Origin of the sequence: Paenibacillus sp. J14 (assembly GCF_000518465.1) — a bacterium.
In the GTDB taxonomy this organism is placed as follows: domain Bacteria; phylum Bacillota; class Bacilli; order Paenibacillales; family Paenibacillaceae; genus Fontibacillus; species Fontibacillus barengoltzii.
The window spans coordinates 36,795-54,165 of record NZ_JADQ01000016.1 but is presented as its reverse complement, the minus strand read 5'-3'; the positions used below and the strand labels follow the sequence as shown (position 1 = coordinate 54,165).

At 50.9% G+C, this 17,371-nt stretch carries 15 protein-coding genes and 1 other RNA gene; 13 read left to right on the top strand and 3 right to left on the bottom strand.

Annotated features, from left to right (window positions below; all coding sequences use genetic code 11):
• Positions 1 to 18: 18 nt before the first annotated feature.
• Genes M891_RS0108280 through M891_RS0108245 form a run of 8 tightly spaced genes read left to right on the top strand, consistent with a single transcriptional unit; the run spans position 19 to position 9,326 of the window.
• Positions 19 to 603 carry an acyltransferase gene (locus M891_RS0108280; RefSeq protein ID WP_016313980.1) on the top strand — a complete coding sequence of 195 codons (585 nt, stop codon included), beginning with the start codon at positions 19 to 21 and terminating at the stop codon, positions 601 to 603.
• A 2-nt stretch (positions 604 to 605) separates the two neighbouring features.
• On the top strand, positions 606 to 1,745 hold the full coding sequence (locus tag M891_RS0108275) for a DegT/DnrJ/EryC1/StrS family aminotransferase (RefSeq protein ID WP_051416876.1): 1,140 nt from the start codon (positions 606 to 608) through the stop codon (positions 1,743 to 1,745).
• Between the two features lie 10 nt (positions 1,746 to 1,755).
• Positions 1,756 to 3,072: a lipopolysaccharide biosynthesis protein gene (locus tag M891_RS0108270; protein WP_164744198.1), complete on the top strand. Its 1,317-nt coding sequence runs from the start codon at positions 1,756 to 1,758 to the stop codon at positions 3,070 to 3,072.
• The gene (locus M891_RS0108265; RefSeq protein WP_051416875.1) at positions 3,072 to 4,454 is read left to right on the top strand and encodes a polysaccharide deacetylase family protein; all 1,383 of its coding nucleotides are present in this window, start codon (positions 3,072 to 3,074) and stop codon (positions 4,452 to 4,454) included. Before M891_RS0108270 ends, M891_RS0108265 begins: the two co-directional genes overlap by 1 nt.
• Entirely contained in the window at positions 4,451 to 5,539 is a 1,089-nt protein-coding gene (locus M891_RS0108260; RefSeq protein ID WP_028538489.1) for a glycosyltransferase, read from the top strand. The genes M891_RS0108265 and M891_RS0108260 overlap by 4 nt, the downstream gene beginning before the upstream one ends.
• A complete protein-coding gene (locus M891_RS0108255) occupies positions 5,536 to 6,813 on the top strand; it encodes an O-antigen ligase family protein (protein ID WP_028538488.1) in 1,278 nt (425 codons plus the stop codon). Before M891_RS0108260 ends, M891_RS0108255 begins: the two co-directional genes overlap by 4 nt.
• Positions 6,779 to 7,912: a glycosyltransferase gene (locus M891_RS0108250; protein ID WP_028538487.1), complete on the top strand. Its 1,134-nt coding sequence runs from the start codon at positions 6,779 to 6,781 to the stop codon at positions 7,910 to 7,912. The genes M891_RS0108255 and M891_RS0108250 overlap by 35 nt, the downstream gene beginning before the upstream one ends.
• The gene (locus M891_RS0108245) at positions 7,905 to 9,326 is read left to right on the top strand and encodes a sugar transferase (RefSeq protein WP_028538486.1); all 1,422 of its coding nucleotides are present in this window, start codon (positions 7,905 to 7,907) and stop codon (positions 9,324 to 9,326) included. Before M891_RS0108250 ends, M891_RS0108245 begins: the two co-directional genes overlap by 8 nt.
• Here the strand turns inward: M891_RS0108245 and M891_RS0108240 are convergent.
• Positions 9,323 to 10,681: a right-handed parallel beta-helix repeat-containing protein gene (locus M891_RS0108240; protein WP_084628849.1), complete on the bottom strand. Its 1,359-nt coding sequence runs from the start codon at positions 10,679 to 10,681 to the stop codon at positions 9,323 to 9,325. The genes M891_RS0108245 and M891_RS0108240 overlap by 4 nt on opposite strands.
• A complete protein-coding gene (locus M891_RS0108235) occupies positions 10,678 to 11,682 on the bottom strand; it encodes an LCP family protein (RefSeq protein WP_028538484.1) in 1,005 nt (334 codons plus the stop codon). The genes M891_RS0108240 and M891_RS0108235 overlap by 4 nt, the downstream gene beginning before the upstream one ends.
• A 345-nt stretch (positions 11,683 to 12,027) precedes the next feature.
• Between M891_RS0108235 and smpB the strand changes: the two genes are divergently transcribed.
• Positions 12,028 to 12,507 carry an SsrA-binding protein SmpB gene (gene smpB / locus M891_RS0108230; RefSeq protein WP_016313970.1) on the top strand — a complete coding sequence of 160 codons (480 nt, stop codon included), beginning with the start codon at positions 12,028 to 12,030 and terminating at the stop codon, positions 12,505 to 12,507.
• Positions 12,508 to 12,675: 168 nt separating this feature from the next.
• Positions 12,676 to 13,043, top strand: a transfer-messenger RNA (tmRNA) gene (gene ssrA / locus M891_RS24885).
• Between the two features lie 64 nt (positions 13,044 to 13,107).
• Here ssrA and M891_RS0108225 read toward each other — a convergent pair.
• Complete coding sequence (locus tag M891_RS0108225; protein ID WP_028538483.1) at positions 13,108 to 13,998, bottom strand: LysR family transcriptional regulator; 891 nt, start codon at positions 13,996 to 13,998, stop codon at positions 13,108 to 13,110.
• 132 nt (positions 13,999 to 14,130) lie between these two features.
• Here M891_RS0108225 and M891_RS0108220 point away from each other — a divergent pair, with 132 nt between their 5' ends.
• The 3 genes from M891_RS0108220 to M891_RS0108210 all read left to right on the top strand — a co-directional run bounded on the left by M891_RS0108220 (position 14,131) and on the right by M891_RS0108210 (position 17,247).
• Positions 14,131 to 15,333 carry an MFS transporter gene (locus M891_RS0108220; RefSeq protein WP_051416874.1) on the top strand — a complete coding sequence of 401 codons (1,203 nt, stop codon included), beginning with the start codon at positions 14,131 to 14,133 and terminating at the stop codon, positions 15,331 to 15,333.
• A 377-nt stretch (positions 15,334 to 15,710) separates the two neighbouring features.
• Complete coding sequence (locus M891_RS0108215; RefSeq protein WP_028538481.1) at positions 15,711 to 16,331, top strand: FMN-dependent NADH-azoreductase; 621 nt, start codon at positions 15,711 to 15,713, stop codon at positions 16,329 to 16,331.
• 91 nt (positions 16,332 to 16,422) lie between these two features.
• The gene (locus M891_RS0108210) at positions 16,423 to 17,247 is read left to right on the top strand and encodes an NAD(P)H-binding protein (RefSeq protein ID WP_016313946.1); all 825 of its coding nucleotides are present in this window, start codon (positions 16,423 to 16,425) and stop codon (positions 17,245 to 17,247) included.
• The last annotated feature ends 124 nt before the right edge of the window (positions 17,248 to 17,371 follow it).

Below are 17,371 nucleotides of genomic sequence, written 5' to 3'. Positions count from 1 at the left end.
AGGGACGGAGTGAAATGGATGACAAATTATTGGGCACACCCCACAGCGGTGATTGACGAGGGCGCTGTCATTGGGGAGAACACGAAAGTATGGCACTTTTCTCATATCTCTTCAGGATCAGAAATCGGCCATTCCTGCAGCTTGGGACAGAACGTCTTTGTTGCGCCAAGGGTCACGATTGGGAATGGTGTCAAAATTCAAAATAATGTTTCCGTGTATGAAGGTGTCATTTTGGAGGACTATGTCTTCTGCGGCCCCAGCATGGTTTTCACGAATGTGCGGACTCCCCGCTCGGCATTCCCTCGCAATACGAGCAGCGATTATCGGCCGACCCGAGTAAGAAGAGGAGCGTCGATTGGGGCCAATGCCACCATCGTGTGCGGGGTGGAAATTGGGGAGTGGGCGTTTGTTGCGGCTGGTGCTGTGGTAAACCGCGATGTTCCTCCATATGCCATCGTAGCGGGAGTGCCTGCCCGGCAAATGGGCTGGGTATGCGAATGCGGGATTACGCTTGCATTTAGCGGGTTGAAAGCGATCTGCCAGGAATGTGGACGTGAGTATGAGCGAAGTGAGAACTCAGTACATAAAACAAAGGAAGTGTAGCGATGCTCAAAGACGGAGTGAATCAAGCGGTACACCATAAGAAAATCCCGGTTCTCGACATGAGTTATGAGATGAAGCAATTGAAGCCACAAATTCTGAGCGCTTTGGAGAAGGTTCTAGACCGTGGGGCGTTCATTATGGGAGAGAACGTCAAGCAATTTGAAAAGGAAGCGGCCGATTACTTGGGTGCCAAACATGCTGTGGCGGTGAATTCTGGCACGGATGCGCTGGTGATTGCGCTGCTGGCGACAGGGATTGGTGAAGGCGATGAAGTGATTACTACGCCTTTTACGTTTTTTGCTACCGCTGAGGCGATTAGTCGGGTAGGGGCTGTTCCGGTTTTTGTGGATATTGATCCGGTGACGTACAACCTGAATGTAGAATTGCTGGAAGCTGCTTTGACAGAGAAGACCAAGGCCATTATTCCGGTGCACCTATTTGGGCACGCCGTAGACATGGACCCGCTGCTTCAGCTGGCTCAACGTAGGCAACTTGTCGTGATCGAAGATGTTGCCCAAGCCTTTGGCGGGGAATATAAAGGGCAGAAGACTGGCACATTGGGAGATGTTGGTTGCTACTCTTTCTTCCCGTCCAAGAATCTCGGAGCTTATGGTGACGGAGGACTGCTAGTCACGAATGATGACGGTCTGGCCGAGAAAGCTGCCATGCTGCGAGCTCACGGATCGAAGAAGAAGTACTATAACGAAATGATTGGCTTCAATTCCCGCTTAGATGAGATGCAGGCTGCCATTTTACGGGTCAAGCTTCCTTATATCGAAGAGTGGAATCAAGGTCGCAGTCAAGTCGCAGAGCGCTATCGGGAGCTGCTGGGCGGCATGGAGGGGCTCGTGTTGCCAACGGAGCATTCCTACGCCAAGCATGTATACCACCAGTATACGATTCGAGTATTAAACGGAAGAAGAGACGAACTTTTGCAGGGACTTGCTGCAGAAGGAATCAGTTCGATCGTGTACTATCCCGTTCCGGTCCACAAGCTTCCGGTCTACCAACCGAATGAGCTCTGTCTTCCTGAAGCGGAAGCTGCGTCTGCGGAGGTGCTGTCGCTGCCAATTTGGCCGCTCATGGATGAAGAGACGCAAAGACGGATCGCTGAGCAAATCCAAAAAGTCCTCGAATCATGAAGGAACGAAGATGATAAACAAGATCAAGAACTTTAAGCTCGACAGCTTTTTTCGGAATGTGGTCGTTCTGGCCAGCGGAACCATCCTGAGCCAAATCATCATCTTGGTGACATTGCCAATCATTACCCGCTTATATAATCCTTCCGAATATGGCGTGTACTCCATGTATACTTCCATCATCTCGATCATGCTGATGATGACATCCTTCTCTTACGAAAATGCCATTACCCTGCCGAGCAAGGACAAGACGGCAAGCAGCCTGCTGAGCTTATCCCTTCGCATCTGTGCGTTAGTCAGCCTCATCGGCGGGGTGGGAGTCTATTTCTTGGCCCATCCGCTGTCGGTTTGGACCAATGAACCGGATGTCCAGCGTTATTTCATCTTTTTTATAGCCAGCCTGTTTTTTAGCGGCTTCTATCAAATTTTGAACGGATGGTCCATCCGCAAGAAATATTTTCGGGAGATCTCGAAGACGAAGCTTTCACAAAGCCTCTCTCTCGTATCTTCCCAACTGCTGTTCAGCGGCATCTTCAAAGGTCCGCTTGGACTTATTCTAGGGGACGTCATAGGCCGGTTGGGCGGCGTGATCCCACAATGGAAGCTTTGGCGGAAAGATGTGAAGCAAGAGTCGATGCACAGCAATTGGGCGGAGATGAAGGAAGTCGCCTCCCGATACAAGCGGTTTCCGCTGTTGTCCTTGCCGTCCAACATGCTTAATAGCTTTGGGATCTACTTGCCGACGATTCTTTTTGCTGCCTTTTATGGACCGGAGGTGGCGGGCTGGTTTGCTCTCGGGCAACGGATATTGGGGTCCCCCATGACGTTGATTACCTCGTCGGTGATGAATGTTTATTTATCAGAGTCGTCCAATTATATGCTGTATACCCCCCATAAGCTATATCCCTTGTTTAAGCGGACGGTCCGTAACATCTTTATCATTGGTCTGCTGATTGTACTTGTCATGGTGTTCATTGCACCAGCGACCTTTGCCTTCCTGTTCGGGGAGGCATGGGCTAACTCGGGGCAAATTGTGCAGATTCTGGGAGTCATGTATTTAAGTCAGTTTGTCGCCAATTCGGTGGGTTCCACCATTGATGTGATGGAACGTCAGGATCTACACCTGTACCGAGAAATTGGACGAATCATTATCGTATTGGGCGCAGTGCTGCTTGCCTATTTTTCGGGGCAGAGTGCTGTCACCGCCATCCTGTGGTTTAGCTTAGCGGCTACATTGGGCTATCTGCTTCATCTCGGAATGTCTTGGTTCGCCCTGCGAAAATATCGTAACCTTCCCGAGCCGGAAGAAGTAGAACTGAGGGGATCATGATGTTAATTGTACGCTGTCCGGCAAATCGAGAGCCGGAACGGGAATATATTTTCCATGTGCTCTTGAATGAATTTCTAGGCATTTCCTATACGGTCATTCTTGAGGAACGCATGGATGTCGAGCTCTCGATGCCTTCAGTCAACGACTGCTCGTTACGGCTTCCAGATGTGTTCTTATCAACCCCGGATGAGAAGTGGTTGACGATCGATTCGCTGCCGAGGCTTCCGTTGTTACACCTGGATGCTACCGAGGCCGACTTGGGACGGATTCCAGTTATCTATGGAGATGGCAGAGCTTCGGAAAGCGGCATGTTACAAAGGTCCGAGCATAGCGTGGAATGCGGATTGGATATCTTCGGCAGCTGTTTCTTTATGCTGACCCGCTATGAGGAGGTCGTCCTGCCTGATCGGGATGAGCATGACCGGTTCCCCGCCCAGTGCTCCATCGCTTATCAAGCGGGATTTCTGGATGTGCCCATCGTTAATGTTTATACCGAGCTGTTATGGTTCCTGTGTAAATCTTTATGGCCGGGGCTGGAACGGAAGCGGCGTGCTTCTGTCAAGCGGATTAGCCATGATGTGGACCATCCCTTCTTCGCGCTTCGCCGGAACATATGGGGTATATTGAAGGGCAGCGCTGTGGAGGTTGTCAAACGAAGGGATATGGAAGCAGCCTATCGGAAGGTGCTGATGCTGGGGGGGCGCTCGCTTCGAGTCAAGCGGGATCCGTACTACACGTTCCCTTGGCTGATGGAAGTCAGCGAACGTGCGGGATTACGGAGCAGCTTCTACTTTATCCCTGAGCATACCGATCCGGAATATGACGGTCAGTATTCTTTGGATGATCCCGAGATTGAGCAATTGATGCTGGAGATTCATCAACGGGGTCATGAAATCGGGTTGCATCCCAGTTATCAAACGTATTTGTCCCCATCCCGGATTAAGCATCAATGGGGTCTGCTGAAACGGAAGGTGGATGAACTCGGGATCAAGCAGCCGATATGGGGAGGCCGTCAGCACTTTCTGCGATGGCGTGCGCCGGATACTTGGCAGCATTGGGAAGATGCTGGACTGAATTACGATAGTACGCTGGGCTATTCGAATTATCCCGGATTCCGATGTGGCGTTTGCTATGAATATCCGGTTTTCCAGCTTGCCGAGCGCCGGATGCTGCAACTCCGGGAACGCCCGCTTGTCATTATGGAGAAGGTGATCTTGCATGACGGCGGCTGGAAAGGAGAGTCTGCCTTTGAAGAGATCCGTCGCTATTATCGGGAGTGTATGAAATATAACGGGGAATTTACACTGCTCTGGCATAATAGCTTCTTATTACATCGATCGGACCGTGAGCTCTTCGCAAGGTGCTTGGAGGAACTGACATGAAAATTGCCTACCTGATTCATTGGAATGAAGGGCCGGAAAGCGGCGTTGCCAAGAAAGTGATCGGACAGATGGCCGAGTGGGCCCGTTCGGGGCATGAGGTGGCTTTCTTTTTATTTACCCATCGGCAGATTCGTGCATGGGAAGAAGTTTTGCACAACGTTACGCTGGCTGCACAGGTTTATGACAAGGGTACGGGCCGCCTGTCCGCGTTCCGACAATTATTGGGCCGGATTCGGGACTGGAACCCCGATGTGATTTATCACCGGTATGACCTGTATTATCCGGGGTTGCCAAAGCTGTTAAAACAGTTTCCCTCCATTTTGGAAATGAACACGAACGATCTTGCCGAGATGAAACAGCTGGGGAGCAAGGCAAGATACGGGTATCACTTGGCCACTCGCTCGCGGGTGCTGCGTGCGGCTCAAGGGTTTGTGTTTGTCAGCGGCGAAATGGCGGAGGAACGGCACTATAAAAAATACGTGAAGGATAAAGTCATCATTGGCAATGGATACGCCCTGGATCGGGTCTCGCCCGCACCTGTTGTGCAGCGGGATGGGATCCGGGTGATCTTCATCGGTTCATCCGGTCAATCCTGGCAAGGGGTTGACCATATTGCCGCTCTCGCCCGCATGCGTCCGTCTTGGACATTTGATATCGTCGGCTTTGCGCCGGAGGATTTCAAGGAGCCTGCGCCTGAAAATATGCTTTTTCACGGCAGACTGGATCGCAGAGACTATGAACCTCTCATGTACCAAGCGGATGTCGCCATCGGAACGATGGCACTCTACCGGAAAGGTATGAACGAGGCCTCGCCCCTTAAGGTGCGGGAGTATTTAGCTTATGGCCTTCCGGTAATTATCGGGTATCAAGACACCGACTTTCCAGAATCTGTCCCGTTTCTGCTGCAGTTACCCAATGCGTCCGGAAATTTGGAGCACCATCTAGCGGAAATTGATGCTTTTGTGCAGAGTTGGCGCGGGAAGCGGGTCCTCCGAGAACAGATCCAGCATTTGGATAATCGGGTGAAAGAGATTGTGAGATTAGAATATATGGATCGCATCAGGAAGAAGGTCAGCCAGCCTTGAACATTACCTTGATTCTGATTCTGGTGTTGGTTGTGTGCATCGGTCTCTTCATCTGCTTGTGCATTACTCGGGAGAACCTGCGGGTGGATGCCGCTTATGTCGTAGGATTTTGCGTTTATTTCGATTTGTTCGGTTATCTCTATAAGCAGGTGATGCCAGGGAATGCGCTGGTGCTGCTGCTGGCCGTTCCGTTCATCCCCGTCTGTATTGCGTTGTTTAGCAAGGGCAGCAAATCCTGGGACTTCCTCAGAGATCAAGGGATATGGTTGTGGGGCCTTGTCTTCTTGTACGCCTTGGGAAGCTTGATCTGGGCGCCGTACGAAACGGCAGGACTCAACAAATTGCTGATATTGTTCATTCATGCGGTGGTTCCTGGAATTTATACTTACATCCTGTACAAAAAATACAACAAGTTCTCATGGACCGTTCTTGCTTTGTTTGGCTTCGCCTTTGCGGCGGCCCATCTTACGCTGGGGGAGTACTCCCAGGAATATCCGGGAAGATTGGTGTTGCCTGGCGGCAACCCCATTTATAACGCGCGGATGTCGTTGTTTACGGTAACGGTCTGCTTATGGGGGCGGAACATTCCGCTATGGATTCGAATTCCGGTGATCGCCATTGCTGGTGCCTCTGCCATAGCTACAGAATCAAGGGGTCCGATTGCAGCTTTTGCAGTGGCCAACCTGATCATTGGTGCTGTCGTCTTGTTCAACAAATATAAGCAAGGTAAACTCCGCAATCTGAAAGGGATTGTCCTCGCCTTCTTAGCGGTGATTGTTCTAGGGATCTTTGCCGGCTTACCCTATTCCGCTGAGTTGAAGCAATGGGTGGAAGGCAGTCGTTTCTCCGTTCTTTTTGATCGTCAAGCGCTGATGGGGGACGACAATATGATCGGTCGGCTCGTCTTGCAGGAGAAGGCCATCGCGACGTGGAACGAGCACCCGTTTATAGGCGCAGGGATTGGCAGCGTGACGCCGCCTCTCGCCCATGACTTCCCGCATAACGTCTTGCTGGAAATCGTAAGTGAACTGGGCGTTGTGGGGATGACCCTTTGGACCTTGGCTTACCTGTATTCGCTTTGGGCTGGTCGCCAATTCCCAGTGGTGATGGTGTTGTTGCTTCAGACGCTGGGCAGCGCGCTGATGAGCGGTGATTTTGGCTATAACTTCGAGTATCTCCTGATGGCATTTGTGGCCCTTATGTTGGTACCCGAGAAAGAGCAGAAAGGGGGAGAAGAGGATGCCAAGAATCTTGTTCCTCATTACAGGGCTTAGTTATGCCGGAGCGGAGAACCAGCTCGTTCAGCTCTGTAAGGGATTGAAGCCCAAAGGCTGCGAGATTGCCGTGGTCAGCATGACTTCGCCAAAGGCGCATGTCGACGAATTAACTGAGCTTGGCGTGGAAGTGCATACGTTGAACATGAGCAGGGGGATTCCAGATCCTAGAGGGATCCTCCGCCTAAGAAGGATCATTAGTCGCTTCAAGCCAGATGTGGTGCACAGCCATTTGGTCCATGCCAATATTTTGGCCAGAGTGGCTCGGCTGTTCGTTCGAATGCCTTTGTTGATTTGTACGGCCCATACCCGGAATGAGGAAGGGAAAATCCGAGAACTCCTATACCGGTTGACGGACCCTTTGTGCGAAGTAACCACGAATGTGAGTCAGGACGCGGTGAATCATTATATTCAAGAGAAAATCGTGCCGCGGCACAAGATTCGCTTTATTCCGAACGGGATTGATGTTAGCCGTTATCATAAGCAGGATACGCGGAATAAGACTCGCGAAACGTTAGGCTTGGCAGAGCAACAGTTTACGTGGCTGGCGGCGGGGCGATTCGTGCCTGCCAAGGACTACCGGAATCTAGTCACCGCCTTCCGAAGAGTTGCGGACCTGCATCCGGACAGTCTCCTGCTGATTGCTGGAATAGGGCCTGAGCGTGAAGAGATCGAGGAGCTGTGCAAGACGTTGGGGTTGAAGGAGCACATCCGTTTTCTGGGGCTTCGCAAGGATATTCCCGAGCTCATGCAGGCGGCGGATGCCTATGTCATGTCCTCCCGCTGGGAAGGGATGCCGATTGTCCTGTTGGAAGCCGCGGCCAGTGGATTGCCGATCGTGGCAACGGATGTCGGCGGCAACCGCGAGGTGGTGCAAGATGGGGTAACGGGCTTGTTGGTTCCTGCGGAAGACAGCTGGGCATTGGGGGAACAGATGCTGGCCCTGATGGAGAAGTCGCCGGAAGACCGGCAAAGAATGGGCGCAGAAGGAAGGGAATACGTGCAGCAGCACTACACGATGGATGTGGTGATCGACCAATGGCTGAGCCTCTATGCACTACAAGGATTACCGCAGATGCGGAGGAAAAAGCATGATTAAAATCATTCGTTTGAGCGGCTCGAGAGTCGTTGTTTTGCTCTTGGATTGTCTGTTTATTTACATCAGCTATTTGCTGGCCTATACGATTAATTTTCAGGGCAATGTTCCGCAGGAACAATGGAACTCATTCTACGCTTATGCCCCATGGCTCGGGCTGTTTACAGCACTCACTTATTACTTCTTTAATTTGTACAATTTCGCGGGACGTCAGAAGCCGACCAAATGGCTGTACAATTTGCTTCTGGCGGACCTGGTCTTTGTGGTTGAACTGATTCTGCTGCATTATTGGCTGGAATCCTTCAGCCTTCCGAGAAGTGTGGTCGTCATTGCCTGCTTCATTCAATTGGCCTTGACGTTCGCGCTGCGATTGACGTTGTTCTTTATCCAAACCAAGGGAATCGGGAAGAAAAGAGCGCTTCTGGTTATTAGCAATCATAGTTCATCTATCGCCATCATTAAAAAGTTGAAAAACGAAGGCAAGGTCTGGTTTGAGCTTCGGCACTTGCTGGTTGTGGATCAGGAGACCTCAACACTCGGAGAGGTATGTTGGGAGGAAGTAGACACCCTGATACTGGGACCGGACATCTCGGCGCCTGTTCGAACGGAATTAATTCGTCAGGCGGGACATCGTGATATTGAAGTATTGCTGATTCCGGATTTTTACGAGCTGTATTTAATGAAGGCGGAGCTCCAGCAGATCGATGATTTGCTGTTGTATTCCATGATGCCTCCTGCCTTGACGATCTGGGAACGGATGGTCAAGCGCGGCATTGACCTTGTGGTCTCGTCCATTTTGCTGTTGCTCGCCTCTCCGGTGATGCTGCTGATGTTTGTGCTCATCCCGGCTACTTCGAAGGGAAAAGCGCTGTTCTACCAAGAACGTGTGGGGATTCATGGAACAACCTTTAGGGTCATGAAATTCCGAAGTATGGTGGATAATGCGGAGAAGCATACCGGGCCTGTACTGGCAAGCTCCGGGGATGCTAGAATCACCAAGCTGGGGCATTTCATCCGGGCGACCCGGATCGATGAGCTGCCTCAACTGTTTAACGTGATTCGCGGGGATATGAGTCTGGTGGGGCCGCGGCCAGAGCGCCCTTATTTTGTCGAGCAATTTGAGAAGGAACTGCCTCACTATTCGTATCGCCTTATGGTGAAGCCGGGACTCACCGGAATGGCTCAGGTGATGGCCAATTATACGACGCTGCCGTCGGACAAATTGCGCTATGACATCATGTATATTAAAAACTACTCACCGCTGCTGGATTTGAAAATCCTGTTCCAGACCGTACTGGTCGTGCTGCAGCGGGAGCAGTCTAAGGGATTGCAGGCAGAGGCCAAAGATTTTGACAGCATTGAGGATTACCTGCGGCAAGTGCAGATGGAGGTGGCTCCCGGGAGGGAGACACCTTAATCCAGGTTAGGAAGCGACAGGATCCGGTTCTGGTTCGCGGCGATCTTGTTGTTCTCCACCTTCACCTTGGATGCTTGGTAAGCCTGCTTCGGATCGAGAAACAGGATTCCGTATCGAACATTCGAAATCGTATTATTCGAGATGATCCCGCTTTGCTTGCTGTCGATCGGCGAGAAAATCCCCGATTTCATATTGATAATGCGATTGTCAGCTACCTTAAAATTAATGATATTCCCCAGTCGAATGCCATTTGAATCGGAGTAATCTGCGGTTGCTCCGTTTGAAATGGTATTTTTTTCGATGATAATATCTGTAAGTAAGTCCAAATCGGCTTCGATGGCTGCGTAATAACTTCCGATGCCATCAATTACGTTGCCCGTGACGGTGACATGGCTGGCATAAACCGAAATGCCGGAGAACATGTCCTGCGGGATCGGATCCACAATTGGATAGAAGCGATAGTGATTATCCCCGTTGTATGAGTTCGTAATATGGTTGTTCTTGATCGTCACGCCTGGCGCTGCGATTTTAATCCCGCGTTTTCCGACATGATGAATTTGGTTGTTCTGGATGAGCGAATTGGTTTTGGGTGTGCCGTCCTTCGCTTTGTCGAAATAAATGGCGTCCGCATCTTCACGCGGAGTAATAAACGAAAAGGTGTTCCCCGTAATGTTGACGTTTTGAGCATAGGGTTGATCAGGCTCAGCCCAGACGAGAATCCCGCGGGCAATCGGGTTCGGATGAATGGCGGAAATATGTGAAATGTTAGAGTTCTCGATGGTCACTCGGTTTGTGTTCCCGTAAATAAGGATGCCCGACAGCAACGCATTATAATTCGGATGATCCGGGTTCGAAGGCTGAGTGATTTGCATGATGGTACAATTTTTGATCTGAATGTCTTTGGATCCGGTGTGAACTCCAACTCCACGAATTAAGAGGTTATTCGCATCGATCGTAATTCCTTCCAGGGTAATCTGGTTCCCAGATAACCAGAAGGCTTCATAGCCGAACTCTTCTCCACCCGGGAATCGGGTAAACTTCAAAACGGGGTTGCCCACGCCAACCACCTTGATGTTGCTGGTGACGAGCAGCGGATCGTTCAAATCCATTAAATATGTACCCGGCGGGATGGTGACCACTGCCCCGTTCGGCTGGTCGGCCGCAAGTTCGAGGGCCTTATGGAAAGCGGCGGTATCATTTGTCGTTCCATTTCCAACGGCTCCGGTGTCCTTCACACTGATTAAATAAGGTTGAGGGTTTTGCTCATCGGCCGCCGCAGCATGGGGAAGCAAACAGATGATGAGCAAGATTGAAGCGCATACCCCCGTTAAGGTTCTCCTATTTCGCCTCTTCATGGTTCATTCTCTCCTAACAAAGACTTCGCTAATGCTTCCCATTCTTCAAGATCGGGAATCCAATAATATAATTCGCTCTTGACTACAGGGTCGTACAGCTTGTCGCTTCTGCCGGGAAGTTGGGTGTAAGTGAATTGATCGCCGTCGATGTCTTTCGCCAACCAGGCCAGGCTGATCATATCGCTGTCGGTGAGGTTCGTATCCAGAATGTCTTGTTTTACTTGATTGATCAGAGAGGGAAGTTTCTTTAAATTTTGCGGTTTGGCCATGGTTAATGCAATTTCCTTGAGGACCATGGCTTGATGAGCCTGCCGTCCCGAATCTCCCCCTGGGAGCGATTTGCGTTCCCGAACCAAATCCAGAACATCGGCGCCGTAGAGATGATTGTCTCCTGCAGGAATGGTCTTGTGCGCGTAGGTGAATTTGACGGGCTCATCCAGGTGGATGTCCAGACCACCCAACGTATCGATGAAATGCTCGAAGCCTTCAAAATTCGTTTTCAAGTAATAGTTAATGCTACAGGAACAGAGATTGCTTACGGCTTGCATGGCAGCCATGGTTCCGTCGTGGCCATCTCCCTTTAGTTCGGCCAGGACGTGCGCGTGGTTGATCTTGGTGTAACCGATTCCCGGAAGGTTGACTCTGGAATCGCGAGGAATGGAGATTAAGTTGACGATCTTCTTTCCAGGGTTCACATGGGCTAGAATAATCACATCTGTCCGGGATGCTTCCTGATCCCGAGCGTCCGTCCCCAAAATAAGCACATTGAAACTTACTTGATCTTTACTCTTGTCATTCGTATCGGATGAATTCGACTCAGATGATTGGGATGACGAGGTGGTAGGTGAAGAGGATTCTTCTGGTTGAGGTGCAGCCAAAACAGGAATTTCTGTATTGTTGAAGTGAGTCGCCGGACTCAGCTTCCAATAGGTAAACAGCCCCGCTCCGACTAGAAGCAGGATCAATATGCCTGCATACCCCATTCGTTTTTTCCATTTCATACTTAAATTATTGCTCCCCTCCAAAGCAGACAATCCGTTGGGGTAATTTCCCCTTCATTCTGAATTGTAACTTAAGTCGCATAAGCTGGCAAACCTTATCAGGATTCGTCATTTCGCGGAATCATCAGATCTGAAAGTCCTGGGCATCGCAGACTTTATGTGTTCCATAAGGGAGGTTGCGCTTAACGTACTTGATAAGGGTCAATTCTTGCTTTTGGCCGCTGGAGTTGGTACAATAAATGTCTGATAAACTGCCCGGTGGGGCTTCCGATTTAGCTTCTGTTGCGCGTTTTGTTGAGCTGAAAGTCGGAAGAGGAACTCACCCAACTTTGAGGAGGATGGAGCATGGGTAAGAAAAGTGACGGTAAAGTGCTGGCGCAAAATAAAAAAGCTTCCCATGACTATTTCATCGAAGATACCTACGAAGCGGGCATGGTGCTCACCGGCACCGAGATCAAGTCGATTCGGAATGCTCGGGTGAACATTAGCGATGCGTTCGCGACGATCCGGAACGGCGAAATTCATATTCACAACATGCATATCAGCCCGTTCGAGCAGGGGAATCGGTTTAATCCAACCGATCCGACGCGGACACGCAAGCTGTTGATGCACAAGGCACAGATCAATAAGCTGTTGGGTTTATCCAAGCAGGAAGGGTATACGATCGTACCGCTCAAGATCTATATCCGCAACGGATATGCGAAGCTGCTGCTGGGTCTGGGCAAAGGGAAGAAGCAATACGACAAGCGTGATTCCGCCGCGAAGCGGGATGCTCAACGCGATATTCAACGGGCGTTGCGCGAGAAGCAGAAGATTGCGAGATAACAGGCTCGCGACGGTAGTTCCCAGCGTTTCCATCAAGTCCATAAACATGATGGGAAGCAAACATGGTATAATAATGGATGTAAGAACGAAACATCACTTGTTCGTAATGCGAGCAAGCAGCAGGCCCTTGCAGGCTGCACCTTGATCCTCGAACACCCTTTTTATTAAGGGGGCGTTTTTGGATTCGACGGGGGTAGATCGAGCATGGGTAGCGGGTAGTGGGGAGCGTCCGCTTTATCAACGCTAACGCCAAATTTAAACGGCAAAGCTAAACAACCAACTCTGGCTCTGGCCGCCTAATAACGGCCTCCAGGCTCCTACCTTCCATCGCCCATGTGGCAGGATAGGGGCTCAACTTTTAGTGGGATACGCTGTCTAGTCTCCGCCTGCGGCTAGCTGAAGAAGACAATCAGGCTGACCCGAAGAGAATCCGGTGACGGGGAGTCTCTAGGGTGACATCAATACTGTCACTACACCCGTAGAAGCCTATGTGGCGTTGCCTTCGGACAGGGGTTCGACTCCCCTCGCCTCCATTTGAACTTAAAAAACCACAACCTTATGGTTGTGGTTTTTGATTTATTGCTCGGCGATCCTGTATGATCACTCGAAACCTTCGCCCGACTCCTGGCCCGTTTGGAGCAGGACGGTAACCAATTGTTTGGCTGCCGGCGATATCTCCCCGAAGGAATGCGCGATGATGCCGATATCACGAGTGACGTCCGGTCGAATCTCCTTGACGACCAAATCGTGCGACACGGAAGATAGCGTAAAATTGGAGATCAGCCCGATGCCTAGCCCGTTACGGACCATACGGATCAAGGTTTCGGCCGATTGCACCGTCAAACCTTCCCCCAACTCGATCCGGTATTCTCTCAGGATGGAATTCATGGCGATCTCATGCCCGCCTTTACAGAAAATAACCTCGTCTCGGTAGCAATTCAGATCGATAATCGGTTCTTTCGCCAGCGGATGATCCACAGGAACGATCGCAACCATGTAGTCGGACTGCAATTTCTCGAATTCTAATGAATCGAACGGAGACGCCACAATTCCTAGCTCTACAGTCCGGTCTTCCACCCATTGCTTGATTTGATCGGAGACGCCTTCCAGCAACTCGATTTTCACCAACGGATATTTTGTACGGAAAACGGCGATGGCCTTGGATAGCAAGTTTGTTGTTGCTGCGGGGAAGGAACCGACTTTGATCTTGCCGCCGAGCAGGCGGTTCTCCCGGCCGGCAATTTGATAAATGCTGTTCTCGATCGCCTTCATCTGCCTGGCTAATACGAGAATCTCCCGCCCTGCTTCCGTCAGCAGCAACCCTTTATGCTTGTCACGGATGAACAGTTGGATGCCAAGCGACGCCTCCAAATTTTTGATCGCTTTGCTCACGGCTGGCTGTGAGATGAACAACGCTTTGGATGCCTCCGTAATGTTCGATGTCTCTGCAACCTGCACAAAGATTCGGAGAAGGTTCAAGTTCATTTGCATGCACTCCACCATAACCAATTGGTTATTTCATATATTCAATTTATGTATTTTAGTTATATCTGATTATACCCTATGATGAGATTCGAGAGCGAATAGTGCTATGAGAATTCTTCATCTTAGGAGGTCTTGTGGATGGCAATTGCTTCTGATCAAGCCCAATATACCACCCCTGTCCCTAGCGCTTGGCGAATATGGACGACCGCTTGGCTCGTAACGGCGGTCTTCATCCTGTCCAATTCGGCCACCCCACTCTATGTTCGCTGGCAGCAGGAGATGGGCTTCTCCAATGGTACGCTGACATTAATCTTCGCCGCATATATCGCAGGTTTGCTCGCGACCTTGCTCGTCGCCGGTCAGTTGTCTGATCGGTACGGTCGCAAGCCGGTGTTGTTCCCGGGCCTTGCGGCCGCCGTGCTCGCTTGTATTCTTTTTGGCACGGCCTCCACGGTCGCATCACTCCTGCTCGCGCGATTACTATCGGGCATTGCCGTCGGCGTCATCGTCTCGGCTGGCATGGCTTCGGTCGTGGATGTCGGAGGCCCCGCTCGGAGAAAGACGGCTGCGCTCGCCGCTTCGGTCGCCATGGTGCTGGGTGCAGGACTCGGTCCGCTGTTATCAGGCATCTTTTCCGAGTTGCTCGCCCGACCGGTCGTTCCCCTGTTTGGTACCCAACTTTTGATATTAGCGAGCGCCTTCGCCGTTGCCGGGTCGCTTCCACGACTGCGCTTTCCAGCGCGTCAAAGCGAATGGCGGCTTCGGCTGCCCAGCGTGCCCAAGGGTAACCGGCTGCACCTTGCTCTTGGCATCGCGGTCTTCGCTCCGGGCATCACGTCAACATCATTTATGCTGTCGCTCGGCCCCTCACTACTGAAGAAGCTGCTGGGCGCCTCGGATCCGCTTATCGCCGGTGGAATGACATGCCTCATGTTTTTGATGGCGACGGGCGTTCAATTTCTCCTGAAGAAGCTTACCATCCGAGGCCAGCTTCTGATGGGCGCAGCGTCCGTCTTCCTCGCCATGCTCTGCATGGTGATCGCTTCCTATGCTTCCGCCGTCACCCCGCTAGTGCTGGCTGCCTTGCTGGCCGGTGCGGGTCAAGGTCTCGGCCAACTCGGTGGCCTGACACTGATCGGCTTGCATGTTCCTGAGCATCGCAGAGCCGAAGCGAACGCGGTTCTTAACATCGGCGGCTATATCCCTGCCGCTATCCTCCCTGTGTGCACGGGCTACCTGATCGACTATACGGGATTGGCCACGGGAGCAACCGCCTTTGCCGCGATCTTAACTGTGGCAGCCTTGGCTGCAGCAGGGTTCGTACGTGTTAAGCTGCCGTAATCAGTGGGGTGTGTCTGCATTTTATATCTACGGAGCTTACTCCATCGTGGACAACGGACAGGATTCGATGACTCGGAAGTTTTTTAAGGTATACGTTTTATTGGAAATATTAAGCTTGCCCTTCGTCGGCAAGTTTTTTTGTTTTCATACAGGTCACACACCTGTTTCACCCCGCCAATCCGCGTTCGAGGTGGTCTCTTGTGTCCATAGGTTACCAGACAAGTCATTGGCCATGTCATGGAGTTTCCATGTTACAAATCAGAGCCGTACGTCGTCATATGTGCAAAACGCAAAGGGGAGATGAGGATCGACGCAAGCAATACCATGATTATTTTTAGAGACAAAACTTCTATTACATTTCTGGAAGAATGATGAACATGGCAAATGTATTATTCGTTAAAGCTAACAATCGGGAGCAATCTATCAGCTTAAAGCTATACGACGCTTTCTTAAGCGAGTACCGGGAGAAAAACCCGAATGACAATATCACGGAAATAGACCTTTTCGAAGTGGAGCTGCCTTACTACGACGGCGAAATGTATTCGGGCATTATCAAGCTTTCCAAGGGTGAAGAACTTACAACCCGGGAACAAAACGCCATCGCGATCGCGAACAGCTACGCAGATCAATTCCTGGCAGCAGATAAAGTCGTATTCGCGTTCCCGCTTTGGAATTTTACGATTCCCGCTCCATTGCTGACCTACCTGTCCTATCTAAGCCAACCTCGCAAAACCTTCACTTATACGGCACAAGGTCCGGTAGGGTTGCAAGGCGACAAGAAAGTCGTGCTGCTTAACGCACGAGGCAGTGTTTACTCCGAAGGCCCGCTGGCTCAAAAAGAGATGTCTGTGAACTACGTGAAAAGCATGCTGGCATTCTGGGGAATAACGAATATTGAAACGGTTGTCATCGAAGGTCATTTGCAATTCCAAGATCGGTCTCAGCAAATCATCGAAAACGGCTTGGCCCAAGCGGTTAAAGTAGCATCCAACTTCTAGTTCACAATAAGCGCGTAACCTTATACCGCTGTCCTCAGCTGCATCATGTTCAAACGGTATAAAAATAGGAATAGCAAAGGATGTGAAAAACATGATTCTGGTTACAGGTGCCACTGGATCGGTAGGCCGTGAAGTTGTTCGGCTGCTGCATAAGGACGGTTTAAAGGTACGGGCGCTCGTCCGCAATCCGGAGAAGGCGAATCTTCCTGCAGGAGTTGAGCGGGTAGCTGGAGATTTATTGAAGTCGGAGACGTTTCTAGCGGCTTTGGAAGGCGTAGAGAAGGTGTTTTGGATGTTGCCCCTAGCCGCCGACTTTGATTTCCCGCGGATCGCAAGGCTTTCCGGAGTGCGGCATATCGTATTGCTCTCAGCGGCAACCGTTGAAATTGGAGCAGGAAATGCTATTGCACGGCTTCACTTAAAAGCCGAGCAGGCAGTGCGGGAATCGGGTGTATCCTGGACATTCCTGCGGCCCAGCGGTTTCATGACCGATGCGTTTCGATGGAAAGATTCGATCAGAACCGAGGGGGTTGTCCGGGTGCCATTCGGCGACCTCAGCATACCAATCATCGATTCGCGAGACACAGCTGCCGTCGCAGCGAAAGCTTTAAGCTCAGACGGACATGAAGGGAAGATCTATACGTTAACCGGACCTGAACGACTTACTCGTAGAGAACAAGTACGCATACTTGGCGAAGTATTGGGTCGGGATATCGGTTTTGAAACGATCCCGGACGACATCGCTTATGAGCAACTGCTTCGGTATATGCCTGGGGAAATGGTTGACGCACTCTTTGAACTATCCAAGCAAGGTCAAAGATTCTCTACTGTGCTTCCTACCGTGATAGAAGTAACCGGTCGAGCGCCGCGCACCTTCAAACAGTGGGCGATCGATCATGCTGAGGAATTCGGTTAACGATTGAATTATGGAACTCTCGCCGCGGCCAAATATGCCGAAAACGGTTGCGATCAGTCACGCCAGTATGCTTCGATAGATAAAGAGCACCCCGGTGTGCAATTTTTACAACAGGAAAAGGTGA

What these genes read in the sequence shown, in the direction of transcription:
- M891_RS0108280 (WP_016313980.1), top strand. Translation starts at nt 19, where the DNA reads ATGACAAATTATTGGGCACACCCCACAGCGGTGATTGACGAGGGCGCT.
- M891_RS0108275 (WP_051416876.1), top strand. Translation starts at nt 606, where the DNA reads ATGCTCAAAGACGGAGTGAATCAAGCGGTACACCATAAGAAAATCCCG.
- M891_RS0108270 (WP_164744198.1), top strand. Translation starts at nt 1,756, where the DNA reads ATGATAAACAAGATCAAGAACTTTAAGCTCGACAGCTTTTTTCGGAAT.
- M891_RS0108265 (WP_051416875.1), top strand. Translation starts at nt 3,072, where the DNA reads ATGTTAATTGTACGCTGTCCGGCAAATCGAGAGCCGGAACGGGAATAT.
- M891_RS0108260 (WP_028538489.1), top strand. Translation starts at nt 4,451, where the DNA reads ATGAAAATTGCCTACCTGATTCATTGGAATGAAGGGCCGGAAAGCGGC.
- M891_RS0108250 (WP_028538487.1), top strand. Translation starts at nt 6,779, where the DNA reads ATGCCAAGAATCTTGTTCCTCATTACAGGGCTTAGTTATGCCGGAGCG.
- M891_RS0108245 (WP_028538486.1), top strand. Translation starts at nt 7,905, where the DNA reads ATGATTAAAATCATTCGTTTGAGCGGCTCGAGAGTCGTTGTTTTGCTC.
- M891_RS0108240 (WP_084628849.1), bottom strand. Translation starts at nt 10,681, where the DNA reads ATGAAGAGGCGAAATAGGAGAACCTTAACGGGGGTATGCGCTTCAATC.
- M891_RS0108235 (WP_028538484.1), bottom strand. Translation starts at nt 11,682, where the DNA reads ATGAAATGGAAAAAACGAATGGGGTATGCAGGCATATTGATCCTGCTT.
- smpB (WP_016313970.1), top strand. Translation starts at nt 12,028, where the DNA reads ATGGGTAAGAAAAGTGACGGTAAAGTGCTGGCGCAAAATAAAAAAGCT.
- M891_RS0108225 (WP_028538483.1), bottom strand. Translation starts at nt 13,998, where the DNA reads ATGCAAATGAACTTGAACCTTCTCCGAATCTTTGTGCAGGTTGCAGAG.
- M891_RS0108220 (WP_051416874.1), top strand. Translation starts at nt 14,131, where the DNA reads ATGGCAATTGCTTCTGATCAAGCCCAATATACCACCCCTGTCCCTAGC.
- M891_RS0108215 (WP_028538481.1), top strand. Translation starts at nt 15,711, where the DNA reads ATGGCAAATGTATTATTCGTTAAAGCTAACAATCGGGAGCAATCTATC.
- M891_RS0108210 (WP_016313946.1), top strand. Translation starts at nt 16,423, where the DNA reads ATGATTCTGGTTACAGGTGCCACTGGATCGGTAGGCCGTGAAGTTGTT.